Origin of the sequence: Bradyrhizobium guangzhouense (genome assembly GCF_004114955.1) — a bacterium.
In the GTDB taxonomy this organism is placed as follows: Bacteria; Pseudomonadota; Alphaproteobacteria; order Rhizobiales; family Xanthobacteraceae; genus Bradyrhizobium; species Bradyrhizobium guangzhouense.
In genome coordinates this window covers 5,743,877-5,760,222 of the sequence record NZ_CP030053.1, presented here as the reverse complement: position 1 = coordinate 5,760,222, position 16,346 = coordinate 5,743,877, and the positions used below count along the sequence as shown (strand labels likewise).

At 57.8% G+C, this 16,346-nt stretch carries 15 protein-coding genes; 5 read left to right on the top strand and 10 right to left on the bottom strand.

The features are described from left to right. The first annotated feature begins 245 nt into the window (after positions 1 to 245). A complete protein-coding gene (locus XH91_RS27540) occupies positions 246 to 1,178 on the top strand; it encodes a class I SAM-dependent methyltransferase (protein ID WP_128953502.1) in 933 nt (310 codons plus the stop codon). Positions 1,179 to 1,308: 130 nt separating this feature from the next. On the opposite strand, the gene tnpC is transcribed toward XH91_RS27540, so the two are convergent. The 5 genes from tnpC to XH91_RS27515 form a co-directional block, all read right to left on the bottom strand. Beyond that, positions 1,309 to 2,961: an IS66 family transposase gene (tnpC, locus tag XH91_RS27535; RefSeq protein ID WP_128950307.1), complete on the bottom strand. Its 1,653-nt coding sequence runs from the start codon at positions 2,959 to 2,961 to the stop codon at positions 1,309 to 1,311. Between the two features lie 45 nt (positions 2,962 to 3,006). Continuing rightward, positions 3,007 to 3,327 (bottom strand): IS66 family insertion sequence element accessory protein TnpB, encoded by a 321-nt coding sequence (gene tnpB / locus XH91_RS27530; protein ID WP_430644539.1) that lies wholly within the window; start codon positions 3,325 to 3,327, stop codon positions 3,007 to 3,009. A 23-nt stretch (positions 3,328 to 3,350) separates the two neighbouring features. Next, positions 3,351 to 3,746: an IS66-like element accessory protein TnpA gene (tnpA, locus tag XH91_RS27525; protein WP_128957938.1), complete on the bottom strand. Its 396-nt coding sequence runs from the start codon at positions 3,744 to 3,746 to the stop codon at positions 3,351 to 3,353. A gap of 206 nt (positions 3,747 to 3,952) precedes the next feature. Further along, on the bottom strand, positions 3,953 to 4,858 hold the full coding sequence (locus XH91_RS27520; protein WP_128953500.1) for a glycosyltransferase family 2 protein: 906 nt from the start codon (positions 4,856 to 4,858) through the stop codon (positions 3,953 to 3,955). 204 nt (positions 4,859 to 5,062) lie between these two features. Next, positions 5,063 to 6,562 (bottom strand): undecaprenyl-phosphate glucose phosphotransferase, encoded by a 1,500-nt coding sequence (locus tag XH91_RS27515; protein WP_245477229.1) that lies wholly within the window; start codon positions 6,560 to 6,562, stop codon positions 5,063 to 5,065. Positions 6,563 to 6,820: 258 nt separating this feature from the next. Between XH91_RS27515 and XH91_RS27510 the strand changes: the two genes are divergently transcribed. The 3 genes from XH91_RS27510 to XH91_RS27495 all read left to right on the top strand — a co-directional run bounded on the left by XH91_RS27510 (position 6,821) and on the right by XH91_RS27495 (position 10,919). Further along, positions 6,821 to 7,813, top strand: coding sequence for an ABC transporter substrate-binding protein (locus tag XH91_RS27510; RefSeq protein WP_128953499.1), 993 nt, complete (start codon positions 6,821 to 6,823; stop codon positions 7,811 to 7,813). Between the two features lie 770 nt (positions 7,814 to 8,583). Next, on the top strand, positions 8,584 to 9,558 hold the full coding sequence (locus tag XH91_RS27500; protein WP_128953498.1) for a GDP-L-fucose synthase family protein: 975 nt from the start codon (positions 8,584 to 8,586) through the stop codon (positions 9,556 to 9,558). 59 nt (positions 9,559 to 9,617) lie between these two features. Further along, on the top strand, positions 9,618 to 10,919 hold the full coding sequence (locus tag XH91_RS27495; protein WP_128953497.1) for a WcaI family glycosyltransferase: 1,302 nt from the start codon (positions 9,618 to 9,620) through the stop codon (positions 10,917 to 10,919). A gap of 100 nt (positions 10,920 to 11,019) precedes the next feature. Here the strand turns inward: XH91_RS27495 and gmd are convergent, their stop codons facing one another. Beyond that, entirely contained in the window at positions 11,020 to 12,111 is a 1,092-nt protein-coding gene (gene gmd / locus XH91_RS27490; protein WP_128953496.1) for a GDP-mannose 4,6-dehydratase, read from the bottom strand. 754 nt (positions 12,112 to 12,865) lie between these two features. On the opposite strand from gmd, the gene XH91_RS27485 reads away from it, so the two are divergent. Continuing rightward, a complete protein-coding gene (locus XH91_RS27485; RefSeq protein ID WP_128953495.1) occupies positions 12,866 to 13,087 on the top strand; it encodes a hypothetical protein in 222 nt (73 codons plus the stop codon). Between the two features lie 216 nt (positions 13,088 to 13,303). Here the strand turns inward: XH91_RS27485 and XH91_RS27480 are convergent, their stop codons facing one another. From XH91_RS27480 to XH91_RS27465, 4 genes are read right to left on the bottom strand one after another with little or no spacing between them, the layout of a single operon-like run. Beyond that, positions 13,304 to 13,528, bottom strand: a complete 225-nt coding sequence (locus XH91_RS27480) for a hypothetical protein (RefSeq protein ID WP_128953494.1) — start codon at positions 13,526 to 13,528, stop codon at positions 13,304 to 13,306. Positions 13,529 to 13,536: 8 nt separating this feature from the next. Continuing rightward, positions 13,537 to 14,163, bottom strand: coding sequence for a hypothetical protein (locus XH91_RS27475; RefSeq protein WP_245477227.1), 627 nt, complete (start codon positions 14,161 to 14,163; stop codon positions 13,537 to 13,539). Then, positions 14,160 to 15,338 (bottom strand): ERF family protein, encoded by a 1,179-nt coding sequence (locus tag XH91_RS27470; RefSeq protein ID WP_128953493.1) that lies wholly within the window; start codon positions 15,336 to 15,338, stop codon positions 14,160 to 14,162. Before XH91_RS27470 ends, XH91_RS27475 begins: the two co-directional genes overlap by 4 nt. Beyond that, positions 15,322 to 16,182: a YqaJ viral recombinase family protein gene (locus XH91_RS27465; RefSeq protein ID WP_128953492.1), complete on the bottom strand. Its 861-nt coding sequence runs from the start codon at positions 16,180 to 16,182 to the stop codon at positions 15,322 to 15,324. Before XH91_RS27465 ends, XH91_RS27470 begins: the two co-directional genes overlap by 17 nt. Positions 16,183 to 16,346: the final 164 nt, after the last annotated feature.

The window sequence follows — 16,346 nt, the reverse complement described above, 5'->3', positions numbered from 1 at the left end:
ATTGATGGTGTCGATTAAGGACCAGCGAAGCCACAGCATCGAAGGAAAACCAAAATACGATAGACTACGAAGACCCACTTCCAAACTTCGAGAAGATAAGTACGATGATAGCTAAATTTGGCGAAAAATTCAAAGATTAAAGAGCAGAAACCCGCAATCGTAGTCCGGGGACATAAACGCGAGATTCCGAAGATTGCTTATACTACTCAACTAAACTCCGTAGGGGCTATATCCTTGAGGGAATCATGACATTTTTTTCTACATGCCGCGCTTGCGGCGGCGAATACAGCGAGAGGTTCGACCAAGCATCTTATCGTTACGGCATCTGCAAAAATTGCGGGTCCATCAGCAAGATTCTGACGCAAGAGGAATACAAGAATTTGAACATTTCTTACGACCCGGGCGCCTTTATAGACAAGATAGATGATGAAAATTGGCGCGACCGTTTGCATATAGATGATTACAAGCGGCATCTTGCTCCGCTCGTCGCCAGGATCCAGCGCAAGAGGCCGCGCGAGAAGCTTCGTCTGCTGGATATCGGTTGCGGCATGGGTGGATATCTATTGGCCGCAAAGGATCTCGGTTTACACGCTCAGGGCGTCGAACCCAGCCAGTCGCACAGCTCACTAGGGCGCGACAGGTTCAATCTCGATATCAAGACCGCATACTTTTCCAAGGAAGATTATGCCGGTGAAACATTCGACATTATTATCCTTTGGCACGTCATCGAGCACATTTTCGAGCAGCGGCAATTCTTGCAGGATGTTTACTCCGTCCTGCGCCCAGGAGGTGTAATCTTAGTTGCGACCCCCAACGCCGCTTCGACCGTTGCTAAACTTACTGGAAGAAATTGGTCGATGTTACGGCCAGTCGATCACGTTGGGTTACTAACTCCGAAGGCCTTTCCATATATTTCGCCGCCAGCCAGCACTATCAGCATCACGACTGGCGAGTACATGTGGGAGCCAGCCATCTCGATAGCAGGAGCTATGCGAAACAGAGTTGAACGCATCGGCGGAGGCGGGGCTCAGGGAGATAGCTTTAGAGATACTGTTTCCCGCGTTAACGACAGCACCATTATCAAGGCTGCCGCAGTCGTATTGTCCCTTCCGGTCTACCTTTATGATCGGATGTCTTCACGCGCTTCCGGCATCTTGTGCAAGATTGAAAAACCTTGATCGTTCTTCCATCTGTGTCGCGTCGATGCAAGATCTGAGACGCGACATATTGCGTACGCATACGACGAAGACCGCCTGATTGACGGATGCGCGCGGGCACGGCGGGGTCTATGATGGCGTTGGGTGAAGGTCAGGCGGCTTGCTGATCGGTTGGCTTATCGGCTTGGCGCAGGAGCTTCCATTCCCAGGGCAGCAGTTCGTGCAGCCGCGATGTGGGAAGATCGGCGATCCGGGCGAGGACGTCGGCGAGCCAGGCCTTGGGATCGACGTCATTGAGACGACAGGTCGTGATCATCGTCAGCATGATGGCGGCACGGTCGGCACCACGCTGGCTGCCGGCGAAGGTCCAGTTGCGCCTTCCCAATGCGATACCTCTCAATGCGCGCTCAGCACAATTGTTGGTCAGGCAGATCCTGCCATCGTCGAGGAAGCGGGCGAAGCCCTCCCAACGCCTGAGCATGTAGTTGATCGGCTTCAGGACCTCGGAAGAGTGCGAGAGGGTTTCGCGCTCGCGCAGCAACCAGGCATGCATGTCTTCAAGAAGCGGCTTGCTTCTCTCCTGGCGCACGGCACGCCGCTCGTCGGCATTTCGGCCGTTGATGGCGCGCTCGATCTCGAACAGGGCGTCGAGACGCTTGACCACCTCCAGCGCGATCGGAGAGACCGGTTTGCCCTTCTTGCCTTCCCGAGCATTCTTCTCGATGTCAGCCAACTCGAAGAAGCCCCGCCGCGCATGGGCCAGGCAAAATGCCGGCGCGATCGGTAGAACCTTCCTCTGCGGGTCGAACAGGGGCTCAAAGCCGCTGTAGCAGTCCGCCTGTAGGATACCGGTGAAGGTGGCCAGATGCTTCTGGGGGTGTGCGCCGCGACGGTCGCCCGAAGCGTAGTAAACCGCCGCCGGCGGCGCAGGCCCGGCGAACGGCCGGTCATCCCGCACATACGTCCAGATCCGGCCGGTCGTGCACTTGCCCTTCGCCAGGATGCGGATGGTGGTGTCGTCCCCATGAAGGCGCTCGGCCGCGAGCACATGGTGCTCGATCAGCTGGAACAGCGGCATGACGGCGAAGGTCCCGTGGCCGACCTGGTCGGCCAACGTCGACAGCGGTAAATCGATCCTCTCGGCCTTAAATCGCACGCTCTGGCGGTTGAGCGGGATATGCATGCCGAACTTGTCGAACAGGATCGTCGCCAGCAGTTGTGGGCCTATGAAGCCGCGCGGCGTGGCATGGAACGGCGCAGGCGGCTGGCTGATCTTCTCGCAATCGCGGCAGGTGAACTTTTCGCGCACCGTCTCGATGACCTTGAAGCGACGCGGGATCTCCTCCAGCGTCTTGGTCACATCCTCGCCGACCTTCGCCAGCCGCGATCCGCCGCAGCAGGCACAGGTCGTGGGAGCCTCAATGACGACGCGTTCGCATTCTATGTCGTCCGGCCATGGCTTGCGCACCGGCCGCTTGCGCGTGAAGGGGCGGACGTTCTGCGTCTTCGCCGCTGCGGCCTGCGCGGCAAGCTCATCCTCGCTCGCCGTGGTGGCGAGTTCTTCGAGCTCCAATTCCAACTGCTCGATCAGGCGCGCCGTGCGCTCGGAGCGCTGCCCGTGCAGTTCGCGTTTGAGCTTCTCGATCCGTAGCTCGAGATGCGCGATCAGCGCCGCGTTATCCGACAGCTCCGCCTGTGCGCTGGCAGCCATCGCTTCGGCTCGTAGCCGTGCCTCACGCTCGGCTTGCAGCGCGGCCAGCGCACTGACAAGGTCCGACGGGAGGTCGTCCGGCTTCGATATCATGGAGCCATTGAATCAGATCGAGCGGCAGATTCAAACCCAAAACCGTTATCCGACCCGCGTCGGACGCTGGGTTTCTTGCGGGGTGCGCCAATCGATTCCGGACAACAGATAGCTCAATTGCGCCGACGAGATCGTCACTGCTTCGCCTGCAACCGATGGCCAGATGAACCTTCCTCGCTCGAGTCTTTTGGTAAAAAGGCATGCTCCCTGGCCATCGTGCCAGATCAGCTTCACAAGATCGCTGCGGCGACCGCGGAAGACAAACAAATGACCGCTAAGCGGGTCCTTGCGCAGCACCTCCTGCACTTGGAGAGCCAACGACGGAAAGCCTCGGCGCATGTCCGTGTAGCCGGTCGCGAGCCACACTCGCGCGCCAGTCGGAACCGGGATCATCGGCGGACCAAAGCATCGAGAACGCGACGTAGCGCGTCTCCGTCCACATCGCCATCGACCCGGATGCGGTGCCCACTACCAAGGTCGATCTCGATGATGCCCTGGCTCTTCCGCCGACGCGCCGGCGCCAATGGCACTTCGGCAACCTCCCGCGGCGGCATAGACGGCCCGGTCTCGACAGGCACGAACGGCGCTACACTCGCTTCACCATGCTTGCAAAGCTCCTTACGCCACCTGAACAGCTGGCTCACATGAAGCCCGGCCACGCGAGCCACCTCGGAAACATTGGCACCGGTCTCGAGCGACGCTGCAACAAGCCGTTCCTTCTCATCCTGCGACCACCGGCGCCGCCGCTCGACCGATGTGATCACCTCCGCCCTCGAAATCGTCATAGCGCTTCTCCTAGGATTACCCCTAGGACCTGCAGCGTTCGCCTCCGTCAAACAAGGCGGCCTTCCTCGTAGGCGTACCATATTGCTATTCTCAGCAGCGAACTTTTGGCTGCGAAGGTCGGCACAAACATCGCGCGTCTCCTCCTCCCAAAGCTTTATTTGATCGATGCTAGGCCGGTTGTGGCCGCGCGCTGGGGATAGCTTCGCTATAGCTCAAAGCCGTGCCTCTGCTTAAGCGTCCGCTTAAACTCTTCAACCCCGTGGTCGGCAATTAATTTGCGCGCCTCAATAATCTTCAGGTCGACCAGGTATCTGTACCAAAGCGTCTGAAACAGGTTGAACGACAGGCCTTCGCTCCCGTCCAGAAAACCTAGTCTGAAGATGTAACGGTAGAGGAAGAGCGCAACCGCGCGATAAAGAAGTGGTGCTTTATTGTAGAGTGTCTGCTTCTTTATGCGCTTAGACTTGGCCTCCGCAGCGCTGGCCATCGTGTCATCTTCCAGAAAAAATCGATATTCGGCGTTTAGGAAGTCGATCATTTCGCGGGTCGCGTAGCGATCGTGTTTGTCGACCCAAGAGCTCACATCTTTCTTGTTGTCGTCAATTAGAGCGCCGGGAACGCTGCCGATCTCGCCGTGCGAAAGGACCGCGTGCTCATCCATCCAGCGGTTTTCGATGCGGCCGGTTCCTGTCCGCCAAATCCTTAGCTGTTGTTGTGGTGAAACGCCGCCATGCCGGATAACGCGGCCAGAAAACGTCAAGTAGCGAGTTACTGTCAATCCGGTAAAGGCCGCGGGGGCCATGTTAATGGATCGTGAAATCTCCGACGAAAGCTGCGGGTCAACGTATTCATCAGCATCGATGCGCATCGTCCACGCGCTCGACACTTTACAATTGTCCAGTGCCCAATTGAATTGATCGGCCTGGTGGCGAAAAGCGCGTTGAAAGACCTCTGCGCCAGCGGACTGTGCCAATTCCACGGTTCGATCTGAGGAATAGGAATCGACGACTACGACGCGGGACGCGCAACCTCGAACGCTTTCGATGCAGCGGGTTATATGCAGCTCTTCATTCTTCGTCAGAATGATTGCCGTGAGCAGTCCATCCGTCATATCGACAACCGTTGATGCTTCTTTTTCTTCGGCGCTCTTTGTAGACAGAGAGCGTTACAGCAAGAATCTGGTTCAGGCGTTCTGCAACGGAGCGTCGCAGCGAGTGATCGGCGCTTTATCCAAAAGCGTTTTGAATGCCGCTCACTCCGATCGCCGGTGGGGCTAGCAACCGCGCTGACTGTATACTGACCAGAGCTGCGGCTCTCAATACGAGTTAGGGGTCACGAAACCCCGCACCGCAGTGAGCGCGAGGATGCGCATGTCGAGCCACAAGCTCCAATTGTTAATGTACCAAAGGTCGTGCTCGACACGTTTCTCCATCAGCTCGATCGCTCGGGTTTCGCCGCGGTAACCGCACACTTGAGCCCAGCCCGTGATGCCTGGCTTGACGTGATGGCGGAAAGCATAGTTGCCTATAATTTGCTCATATTCGGAATTGTGAGCGGCAGCGTGCGGGCGAGGGCCGACCAGCGACATCTCGCCTTTCAGCACATTAAAGAGCTGCGGCAGTTCATCGATTGAGGTCTTGCGCAACCAGCGGCCGATGGTCGTCACACGCGGATCGTCCTTTTGCGCCTGCGCAATGGTCGGGCCATCCTCAAGCACGCTCATGGTGCGGAACTTGAAGATCTTGAACGCTCGTCCACTGAAGCCGTTGCGAGTCTGGCGAAAAAACACCGGGCCCCTCGACGTTGCCTTGATGAGGATGGCCGTCACCACCATGACGGGGGCGAAAAGGAGTAGCGCCAAGCTGGCGCCGGCAAGGTCCAGCACGCGCTTGAGGGCCCGCTCTTTCCAGGAGAGGGGCGCGCGGCGCAGTTCCGCTGTCCAGGTATTTCCTGTGTTCACCAGCGGGTATCGCAGGAAGCGCGCGGTATGAGCGTCGGGCACCAGATGTACGGGAATGGGTAGGATCTTGAGCGCATCGAGAAGGCTGTCGATTACGTGTTGGCGGCTCCAGCTCATCATCAGGAAGACGTGCTCGATCTGCTTCTCCCGGGCGTAGTCGATCAATTCCTCAAAGCGTGGCGCGATGGACGACAACAACAGCGGAGAGGCAAGGTCGTTGGGGCGAATCTCCAAAATCCGCATCATCCGATAACCGTGCTGCGCAAGGTCAGGGATCGCGTTTGACGAGGCTGGCAGTCCCAATTCGGCAATCATCACCGCGCGGCTGTTGGCGAAGGCGCCGGTGCGCAACGCATTGGCCGTCCATCGGGCGGCGGCGGCCTTCGACGCGAGCAGCAAGGCCAGGCCGACCAGATAAAACGAGATGGTGGTGCCGCGGGAGAACTCGTCGCTGACTTTCATCGCGAAAGCGATTGCCAGCAGCGCGCCGAACAGTCCCGTCCATGTTGTCAGCGTCACCCGGATGGTGCGCGAAAGGTTGGTGATCGCTTTCAGCCGATAGCCGTGCTGCACCGTGGTGAGGAGGACGAAGTTTACTGCAATCAGCAGGCTTGCGGCGATATAGACGTCCGCGTTGCCGACCGCTCCGGCGGTTGCGAGGTGGTAGCCGAACGCGCAGCCAATGCCGCCGAGCACGATGAGAACCGCATCCAGAATCGCCATTGCCCGTTCGACAACCACAGGGCGTAGCCAGCGTTTGGTAAACCCTTTAGCTGCCGGAGCGGCCTGCTCGCGAATATGAATTCTTGCTCCAGAATCAGCAACGGGTGCCGGTCGATCGGAAAGAACTGTCATCCTACCAAGCCCATTGATCAAATTCATTGTCGAAAGATGCCGTGCTATCGGTCAAAATCGTCGTTAAAACAAGACGAAGGGAAAAGTAACCTTATCCCGTAGATCCAATTGTAGCGCATCTTAGCTCCGCTGATATCTTAAATTTCACAACTCGTTAGGAAGTTCTCCTTGCCCCATAAGCGGTCCCGGCGGCGATTCCGGTCGAGAGGTGACCGCAATCTGGCTATAGGTCTGGCCGCCTTGGCACTGGCTGCGACCATGCTTGTCTTGCTGCGGCCCGATGTCGCTCCGCTGCAAGCGCCGACGGCTCCGAAGGCTGCGCAAGTCAAGCTCCTGCTGGACGGCCGATACGGTGCGCGGTTTGCCGGCGAGCTCTGTGCATCCAGGCAGCAATATCTTTCCTCCCGCGTTGAGTTGGCGGCCCAACCCGAAGACCCTGACTTCGTCCAATCCGTCGCACGCCAACATGCCATCGGCGTGACGAGCGGCCAGAAGTTCCTGCTGGCGACCTGGCGCGGTGTCCCCGTGACGGCTTTCGCCGCGAGCTTTTTGGACACCTCCGTCGCAATCTTCACCCTCGAAAGTTCGGGATTGCGGCGGCCCGCCGATTTGGTTGGAAAGCGTGTGGGATATCGCAGGGCGAGCGAGGGAGAGGTCGTTTTCGACGCCATGATGGCGCAGCTTGGGCTCCCACGTAGCCAGATTACCAAGGTGCCCGAGCGCGATAGCTTCGAAGCTTTGCGGGCCGGCGAGGTGGATGCGATCGTCGCCGGAATCGACCGGCAACCAGATCCTTCTAGCCCGTCCTTTGTCAGGCTGAGTGTCATCAAACCGCAAGATTATGGTATCCACGTCCCAGGATTGGTCTACTTCGCAAGCAATGATCTCATTCACGACGAGCCGTCAGTAATCGCCGACGCCCTGCAGGGCCTGATCCGCGGATGGCAGTTTGCCTATGCCGATTATGCACAGAGCGTGCCTGTTCTCGTCGGCGCCGATCCGGCTAGGCTGAAATCTGAGCGGCTGAGGTTCGAGCTGCAACAGTTGCGGGCGTTGGTACTGCCTACCGGGGGACGGATCGCCGACTACGACGAAAGCCGTTGGCGGACGCTTCGGGATATTCTCATTTTCGCCAAGCTCGGAGAGGAGGACGTGCCAATAGCTCAGACCGTCAACTACCAGTTCATTCGGGATGTTTACCGCCGTTCACCGGACCTCGCCGCCCAGGGCGCTTGGAACGAGGAAAAATAGGACCGAGAAGCCACAGTTGTGCGCCATATCGCGATAATGCGCCTTCGGCAGCCATGGCATCGGTTGCCTTCCCTCCGGGCGGCTTGGTAAACTTTGCTCTACTATATGGGCGGGTTCGGGGTGGTTCACGGCGCCGCGACCTGCCATTGGAAGGCTGCCTGATGAGGCGTGGGCAGCGGATCCGTTCCGCACGGCAAGGAGCCTTTTGGGATGCTTAAATCGTTTGCGCGTACGGGCCTCTTGGCCGCTACTGTTTTGCTCTGGGCAGCGAGCGGAGCAAGTGCCGCTATGCAGATATCTGCTTCCGGAGCGCTGCTCATTGGCGAGAGCCACATGAAAGCGACGCCCGTCACGTTCTGGGCGCAACCTTATCCGTATCGGTATGTGCCTTCGCGCCGTTGCCCCTTGGTGAGGGTAGAGACGCCATACGGTTGGTATATGGATCGTGTCTGTGTTCCCGTTGGTCCCGTTCTGCGGCGGGCATACTGAGTCTCGACGGACAGGGCGGCGGCTACCCGCTTGATCGAATAAATTTCAAGGCAACCGCACGCGGCTGCCTTGCTCATTTTTGTTTCGTCGCTTGCTGATCTTTTGTGCGCGCAACGTAGGTTCACTATGAATATCTTTGGTCTGCCGGGATAGGCTGCCGCAAGGTGAAGATTGTGTTACCAGTTTGGCACGGCCGCATTGGCGGCTAAATATACTGCGCGGCCTCGAGCTGATCTCACCGATGGTGGTGATCGGGCCGACCGGACGCCGTAGAGGGTTCGATGACAGGATTTTCAGCTTACGATCTCAGGAGCAAACGGATTTTTGTCGCAGGGCACCGAGGTATGGTGGGATCAGCTGTCGTTCGTCGGCTTGCGTCTGAAAATTGCACCGTTCTGACCGCTGATCGCCGCGAACTTGACCTTACCAAGGAAGAGCCCACGCTGAAATGGCTCGAAGCCAATCGGCCTGATGTCGTGGTCCACGCCGCCGCAAAGGTCGGCGGTATTGGCGCCAATAACAATTTCCCAGTCGACTTCCTCTGCGAGAATCTCGAAGTCGAACTAAACGTCATCCGCGCAAGTCACACGATTGGTGTGCGACGCCTGCTTTTTCTCGGCTCATCCTGCATATATCCCAAGCACGCCAAGCAACCGATCGCCGAAAGCGAGTTGCTGACGGGACCGCTCGAGCCGACCAACGAATGGTATGCTATCGCAAAGATCGCCGGACTGAAGATGTGCCAAGCCTATCGCAGGCAGTATGGCGACGACTTCATCTCGGTGATGCCGACTAATCTGTATGGTCGTGGCGATAACTATCATCCTGATCATAGCCATGTTCCGGCGGCATTGATCCGGCGTTTCCACGAGGCCAAACTTTCCAAAGCGCCGACGGTATCAGTGTGGGGCACAGGCAGGCCGCTCCGCGAATTTCTCAATGTCGAAGATTTTGCGGATGCATGCGTCTTCCTTCTGAAAAACTATTCGAGCGATCTGCCAATAAACGCTGGCAGTGGGGACGAACTATCAATCGCAGACTTTGCAGCGGCTGTAGCGGCCGCGGTTGGGTACAAAGGCAACCTCGTCTTCGATACGTCCAAGCCGGACGGTACGCCGCGCAAGCTTCTTGATAGTTCGCGCATTCACGCGCTCGGCTGGCGAGCGAATACGAAGCTGCAGACTGGACTTGTCGCTGCGTATGAAGATTTTCTGAAGGGGTATGGCCGCCACCTTGAAGTTCGTGCGGCTGGCTGACTGAAGACGCGATCCCACTGGGGCCGCTCTCTTACATTTTGCAAGTTGGATTGTTCTTGATGCGTATTTTGCTGGTGGGCATCAACTACGCCCCCGATTTGATCGGTGTGGCGAAGTACAACACTGAACTTTGTGAGAGCCTTGTTGATGAAGGCCACGAAGTCAGGGTGATTAGTGCGCCGCCTTACTATCCCGCTTGGAAGGTCCCGGCCAACTTTGATGCTGCCTATTTCAGGGCCATGGATGTCAACGGCGTGCGTGTTGTGCGCACGCCCATATACGTGCCGGCACACCCATCAGGGGGGAAGCGTCTGGCCCATCATGCGTCATTTGCACTGAGCAGCATGTTGCCGGTGCTCAAGGAAGCCATCAGTTGGCGGCCCGATATCGTTTTGTCCGTTGCGCCGTCTTTGATGTCGGCCGCTTTCGTTTCCTTTATCGCGAGGAGGATTGGAGCGCGATCCTGGCTGCATATCCAGGATTTTGAAGTTGATGCTGCGTTTGATCTAGGTTTGCTGCGCAGTCAAAAGCTCCGCTCGGCTATGCTCAGCGTTGAGTCCGCCATCCTACGGTCTTTCGATCGGGTCTCTTCGATTTCGCCCCAAATGGTTGGTCGCCTGCGCGAGAAGGGCGTTGCGGCTGTACGGACTGCCGAGGTCAGGAACTGGATCGACACGAGCGCGGTCTTCCCTCGTCCGAGGCAGACCCAGTATCGGAGTCAACTCGGCATATCTGAAAGCGATATCGTTGGGGTTTATTCGGGAACGATGTCCAACAAGCAGGGGCTGGACCTGGTCATCGAGGCCGCGTCTGCGCTGCAAGTCGACCATCCAAACGTACACTTCATTCTGGCTGGTGAGGGGCCTCACAAGGCGAAGCTAGTCGACATGGCAGCAGGCTGCGCTAGAGTTCATTTCCTTGGATTGCAGCCTAATGAGTCTTTCAACGAGTTCATGGCGACTGCTGATTTTCACCTGATCCCGCAAAAGGCGGAAGCTGCAGATTTGGTGTTGCCCTCGAAATTAGGAGCAGTTCTCGCCTCAGGGCGGCCCGTGATTGCCATGGCCAGCGAAGGTACAGGACTCGCCGCTGAAGTTGAAGGAGCCGGTCTTGTTATTCGCCCGGGCGACGTTGGTGCGCTCGCGTCAGCTATTTGCACATTAAGCGCTGATCGCGAGCGCTGCGAAGAGCTGGGTGCCGAGGGGCGTAGGAGGTCAATTGTGCGTTGGGATCGCCGAACTATCGTTCGTCGGTGGCTCAACGAAATGTCGGCGATGCACGGATCAGGCTCTCTGCCGGAGACTAGCGAAATTGATTCGGGAGCGCCTGCGCCCATGCCGATGAAAGACGCTGTTCCGTAGCGCTCGGTTGTCAGCGCTGGTGCGTCTGCATCAAGCAAAAAAGCGGGAGCGCTTTGCCGGCGCTGCCGCTACTTCGCTACCACGGCTAGCTTTTCGAGATCTACTCGTGACGCGGGAAGTATCTGAAGCCGTGCTGCTTGATGAGTTCATCTCGTTTTGCGGACTCAAGATCTTCTTTCATCATCTCGCGAACGAGGCTCTCAAACGAAGTTGCGGGCTGCCAGCCAAGCTTCTCTTTCGCCTTGGAAGGATCGCCGAGCAGGGTGGCAACCTCTGTCGGACGGAAATAGCGCGGGTCGACCGAGACTACGCACTTTCCGTTCGCAACATTGTAACCCTTCTCGTCGGCGCCCGATCCTTCCCACCGGATCTTCATGCCGACTTCGCTCGCGGCGATATTGACGAAGTCTCGGACCGAATGTTGAACGCCGGTTGCGATGACGAAATCTTCCGGCTTTTCCTGTTGCAACATGAGCCACTGCATCTCGACGTAGTCGCGCGCGTGCCCCCAATCGCGCAACGCATCCAGATTGCCGAGATAGAGCCGCTCCTGGAGGCCTAGATGGATTCGAGCGAGAGCGCGCGTAATCTTTCGCGTTACGAAGGTTTCGCCGCGAACAGGAGATTCGTGGTTAAAGAGGATGCCATTACAGGCATACATCCCATACGCTTCGCGGTAATTGACCGTGATCCAGTAGGCATAGAGCTTGGCCACAGCGTACGGCGAGCGTGGATAAAAAGGAGTGGTTTCCTTCTGAGGAATCTCCTGAACCAAGCCGTACAGCTCAGATGTGGATGCCTGGTAGAAGCGGGTCTTCTTTTCCAGCCCAACGATCCGCATCGCCTCGAGAATGCGAAGGGTGCCCAAGCCATCGGAGTTCGCCGTGTACTCAGGTTCTTCGAACGAGACGGCCACGTGGCTCTGCGCAGCAAGGTTGTAGATCTCGTCGGGCTGCACCTGACCGACTATGCGAATTAGGCTCGAAGAGTCCGTAAGGTCACCATAATGTAGGCGGAATGCCGGATTTGGTTCGTGAGGATCGAGATAGAGATGATCGATACGATCGGTGTTGAACAGTGAAGTTCTGCGCTTGATGCCGTGAACTTCGTACCCTTTTCCAAGGAGCAGCTCGGCCAAATAAGCGCCGTCTTGACCGGTCACACCGGTAATAAGTGCACGTTTCTTTGTCATAATGATCTCTAATTCGGTGCCCATTCGTACTCGAAAACGGACGGAATAGGGAGACGGGCTAGATTAAAAAAGCAAGCTTAGATTAATGGCTTTTCAGGTCTGTAGAATGGGCAACAGCTTGTTTCGCTAAGATTATTTCAGATTTGCTTTCTGCTCCGGATTGGGACTTTTCGGAAGTGGGCATGTCCGTGCGGTTCAATTTGCTTCGGAGCTCCAATTTCGGCTGCGTCCGCGCGTTGCGCGAGTCGGGGATGAGATCGCTGGGCGAGCGATAAATCAGGGAGAGCTGCGAGGAGACGGGAAGCGAAAAAGGTTTGTTCATGACCCGCAGATGGCGCGAACATCTTGCTCAAACGATTTCCGCCCGCAGGTTGCGTCCGAGTTGTCCATCGATTTTACCGTTAAATGTCGCCTAAAGGCAATGCTTGGCCGTACGCACGCGGCCAATGGTTTGCCAATTGGGAGCCCCGGATCGGGAACGAGCGAGGAAGATCAGAAGTAGATTGTTTCTGCTTATCGAATGTGAGGGGCCGCGGCTTGCGGACGAAGCGCATCGCGCCCTGTTGGCGCAACGCCCGTCGAGCAGTACGAAAGATAGTGGCGCGAGGCCAATCTACTATGACGACAATCTTACGCAATAACCTTTACTGGTGAAGCCGCTTTTCCTGTCCATAAGGCGAGCTAATGCCTATTGAGCGTCGTATCGATTGTGCCAATGTGGAATTGGGCTAGAGGGCAAAGCCAGGAACGGCTGATGCCAAGAACTCTACAAGAACAACTGGACCGTGTTGAACGAGACATCAAACTGCACATCGAGTTTGAGAAAACCGAAAAGGCACGATTCGATCGCGAATCTTATCTCTGGACGGCAGAAGACCGGATCGAATGGCAGGAAGAACAAACTGCCACTGCACAATATCTTCGCGAATTGCTCCAAGAGCGTGCCAGGCTGCGCATCAAATTGGGCCTTCCCTAGGAGCGTTTCAAAAACCCAACAATCGCGTTTGTTTCGCGCCGCCTCAATCCAGCGGCTGCGATGCTTCAAATACAACGCCATTTACTTTGGCTAAACTGTCTGGCTCCTGCTGCCGTGCCGACATCAGTACGGGCGAGGCCGACCCCAATGCCAAATTCGCCGAGGTCATCCGTTGGGTGTGGGCCGGGACCCTGGACTGTTGCAGGCGCGGCGCATCTAATAGTCTGCAGTCAGCCGGCCAAGCACGGCCACTGCGTCGTGTAATCGACCTACATCAAAGATGTATTGGTCAAGGTCCATAGATACTCGTATGGCTTCAGGAGTACTGCCTGCCTCTGAACATGCCTGCGCCACTTTGGCAATTTGCTCGGCTTCCTTGAGCTTAATGTGGATTTTGGCAAGGAGCAGCTTGATAGCTTGTTCTGGGATCCCATTGTTCATTAGACATCTCACTTGGTCGAACCATCGTACATGAGTGACGCGTCGGATCGCGGTCGGCGCGATGTCTGACCGGACAGTGCTGGACTTGGCCGGCGGCAGCTAGTTAATTCCTTCATCAGGAGCAGGCGCCTGAGCTGGGCACCGCTCAGTAGGCCGTCAAACAGCGCTAGGATCTGTTGTGCCAAAACGTAAGCTTCCATGCTTATGGTATGTTGATCGAATCCGTATGAGGCCAGCCGGGTTTCGATGTCCTCCGCGGCAATGGGATCGAGCTGCCAATCCAGCGCATTTTGGACGGTATAGATTTCGGCGACGTCCCTAAACTCGGGCGCGATGCCTACAAGATCGATCCGGCGCAAAACCTCTTCGACCGCCTTCTGGCGGAAGCTGCTCAATACCCGGTGCCTTAGCACCCGATAGCGGTGCATCTCCCAGGAGAGCTCAGCGATGTCGATAGCAAAGAGCCATTCGATGGCTGATTGGGGAGCTAAGTCTCGGAAAACAGCTGCTTGGAGTGCGCTGTAGTGAGCTTGGCTTTCTCCGGGTAGCAGTTGAGGAGGAGGGCACAAGGCTTGGAATTCGACGGGGACGAGACCCGCAGCTAGTGCTTGAGAAGTTTCGACCGGGCCATTCATTCGCCTGGTACCTCCAACTGGCGCTGCGTCGAGGCAGGCATAGCTGCGCCGTTCATCTGGTGCACTGGGCTAGCGTCCCACAGCTTCTTTGCGATCGGCAGCGGCGATATCTGCATGTTCGCCCACCAAGCCTTCTCATTGCCGTGTCGGTGCAGATCCTGGTGATGCAGCCTGCAAAGAGGGACGGTAAACTCGTCGCTGACCTTGCGCCCGAGTGCACGTGGTTGTGCGAACTTGAGATGGTGAGCGTCCGCCGGACTCGTCTTGCAGATCAGGCAAGCCTGCGCTCGAACGAATGCTATGTGAACCTTGCTTCGCTTTCTGGGCGGTTCTTTGGGGAACGAAAGACCGGCTTCGTTTCCTCGTGGGGGGTCTACAGTCGGCCGGAAGTCGCCGGTTGCTTCCACGAGATCTCGACCCACGACCGAATTATTGGCCGCCGGCCGGGGCCCCTGTTCTGGTACAGAAGCGTCAGGAACGGCGGCTTCCTCGAGCCTCTTCTGGTAGGCGACCTCCAGCATTCGAGCGTCCGCCTCCAGAAGGGTGTTCTTGAGAGGAAGGCAGGTCCTGGCCCATGCGAGGAGGTCGTCGCTCGCCTCTTGAGAGGCTAGCTCGCCGAGGAGGTGATCCAATAGCTCGGCGGAACGTTCAGGCGGCAGAACCGGCGAGCGGTTCAGCACGCCCTTCGGTGGGTTTGCTTTCGCCCCGGCAACGCCTGCAGGCTCGGTCGGTTCGAGAGGCCCCGCGACGGCATCGGGAGCGTCCAGATCGTCCTCTCCGGCGATGCCTACCAGGGCAAATAGGGCATACCGACGCGCGTAGGTCAGCGCCGCACCCATCCGATGCGGCGCCTCGACGTCTTTGCCGGCGCAGACCGGCAGGTCGGATGAGATCCACTCGCCCGAGGCATGGGCGAGCAGGGTGGTCAGGTGGATCTGGCCGGTCGCCTGCTCGGTCCGGGTGGTCTGGATGGTCGCGATCTCCTGCTGGCTCAGCGTCTTTCGGACGATGTCGAGGCCCGAAGCCAGGGACGCATAGCGGAAGGTGCGATCCGCCTCCCGCGGGAAGGGCGACCGGATGACGGCGGTCAGGGTCTTTTCCGGATTCATGAGTTCGGCCTGGGCGCGCGCAAGGGCGGCCGCGATGGTCCCGATACGCTCACTGGATTGGTGCATGGGACACCTCCATGGCCTGCGCTTCGAAGCTGATTGCCCCGGACTTGGAGCGCTTGGCCTTGATCCCGTGCCCGGTCGCCTCTTTGGCGTCCTCTGGCATGGCTTTCTTCAGGTCAGCTTTGGCCGTCTCATGCTCTCCATGCGCTTCTCGCGTGCGCAAATACGTGGCCGCGAGCTGAGCCCACTGATTGGAGGCGGACATATCGACGACCTTGACGGCTTCGAGCCTTGGGCGCGGCGTTTCAATGTTGAACAGGAGGGGCGGCTCACCGTTCTGGACGCACCGCCAGAACTTTTTCTCGGCTGTGAGCAGCAGGTGCTGGTAGAGCGGATCGGCATGCACCTTGATCTCGACCCATTTGCCGCCGCCGGTAATGATCGAGAGCACCGCGTTGCGCGCGGCCATGACCCACATGTTGTGTTGCAACTGGGCCATGTGCTTGTCCGCTGCGGCCTCCTCGGTGAACGCCCAGGGCAACATGAACTTGGCTTCGAATACTGCACCGGTTTGCTCGACGACCCCGTCCAGCGTCGCAGCCATCCATTTGTGCACGGGGTGGCGGACCCGCTTCTGGATGTCCTTGATGGTTTGCCCCGAGGATTTTTGATACCAGGCGCGGTTCAGGACCTCCGTCACGGTGCCTAGCTGAACGATCAGATTGTCAGCGAGATCCTCCGGCTCGACCTCGCCGCGCTTCTCGCGCCAAAGCCGGACGAGTGCGTCTTGGTCGTCTCCCATGATGATCCGGGCGTCCGAGCCACCGATGAAGTGGCGCCGGTCGTACGGATTGAACCGAATGATTTGATTGGGCGCATCCGCGCCATTCGATTGAAGGAAGGTCATGGGTATCTCTCGCTTTGCTTTGCCAATGCAGCTCATGGCTGCACTGCCGCGAGCCCCGCAGCTGCGAGGTGAGATACCTAGAGCGCCTCAACGCCCGTTCGAATCAGTAACGCTCCAATCGCGAAGGAATGCCAGTCGTTTCTGCAGCAAGATTGTTGCTCGTT

Coding starts and splice junctions, on each gene's coding strand:
- XH91_RS27540 (WP_128953502.1), top strand. CDS start 246: ATGACATTTTTTTCTACATGCCGCGCTTGCGGCGGCGAATACAGCGAG.
- tnpC (WP_128950307.1), bottom strand. CDS start 2,961: ATGATATCGAAGCCGGACGACCTCCCGTCGGACCTTGTCAGTGCGCTG.
- tnpA (WP_128957938.1), bottom strand. CDS start 3,746: ATGACGATTTCGAGGGCGGAGGTGATCACATCGGTCGAGCGGCGGCGC.
- XH91_RS27520 (WP_128953500.1), bottom strand. CDS start 4,858: ATGACGGATGGACTGCTCACGGCAATCATTCTGACGAAGAATGAAGAG.
- XH91_RS27515 (WP_245477229.1), bottom strand. CDS start 6,562: ATGACAGTTCTTTCCGATCGACCGGCACCCGTTGCTGATTCTGGAGCA.
- XH91_RS27510 (WP_128953499.1), top strand. CDS start 6,821: ATGCTTGTCTTGCTGCGGCCCGATGTCGCTCCGCTGCAAGCGCCGACG.
- XH91_RS27500 (WP_128953498.1), top strand. CDS start 8,584: ATGACAGGATTTTCAGCTTACGATCTCAGGAGCAAACGGATTTTTGTC.
- XH91_RS27495 (WP_128953497.1), top strand. CDS start 9,618: ATGCGTATTTTGCTGGTGGGCATCAACTACGCCCCCGATTTGATCGGT.
- gmd (WP_128953496.1), bottom strand. CDS start 12,111: ATGACAAAGAAACGTGCACTTATTACCGGTGTGACCGGTCAAGACGGC.
- XH91_RS27485 (WP_128953495.1), top strand. CDS start 12,866: ATGCCAAGAACTCTACAAGAACAACTGGACCGTGTTGAACGAGACATC.
- XH91_RS27480 (WP_128953494.1), bottom strand. CDS start 13,528: ATGAACAATGGGATCCCAGAACAAGCTATCAAGCTGCTCCTTGCCAAA.
- XH91_RS27475 (WP_245477227.1), bottom strand. CDS start 14,163: ATGAATGGCCCGGTCGAAACTTCTCAAGCACTAGCTGCGGGTCTCGTC.
- XH91_RS27470 (WP_128953493.1), bottom strand. CDS start 15,338: ATGCACCAATCCAGTGAGCGTATCGGGACCATCGCGGCCGCCCTTGCG.
- XH91_RS27465 (WP_128953492.1), bottom strand. CDS start 16,182: ATGACCTTCCTTCAATCGAATGGCGCGGATGCGCCCAATCAAATCATT.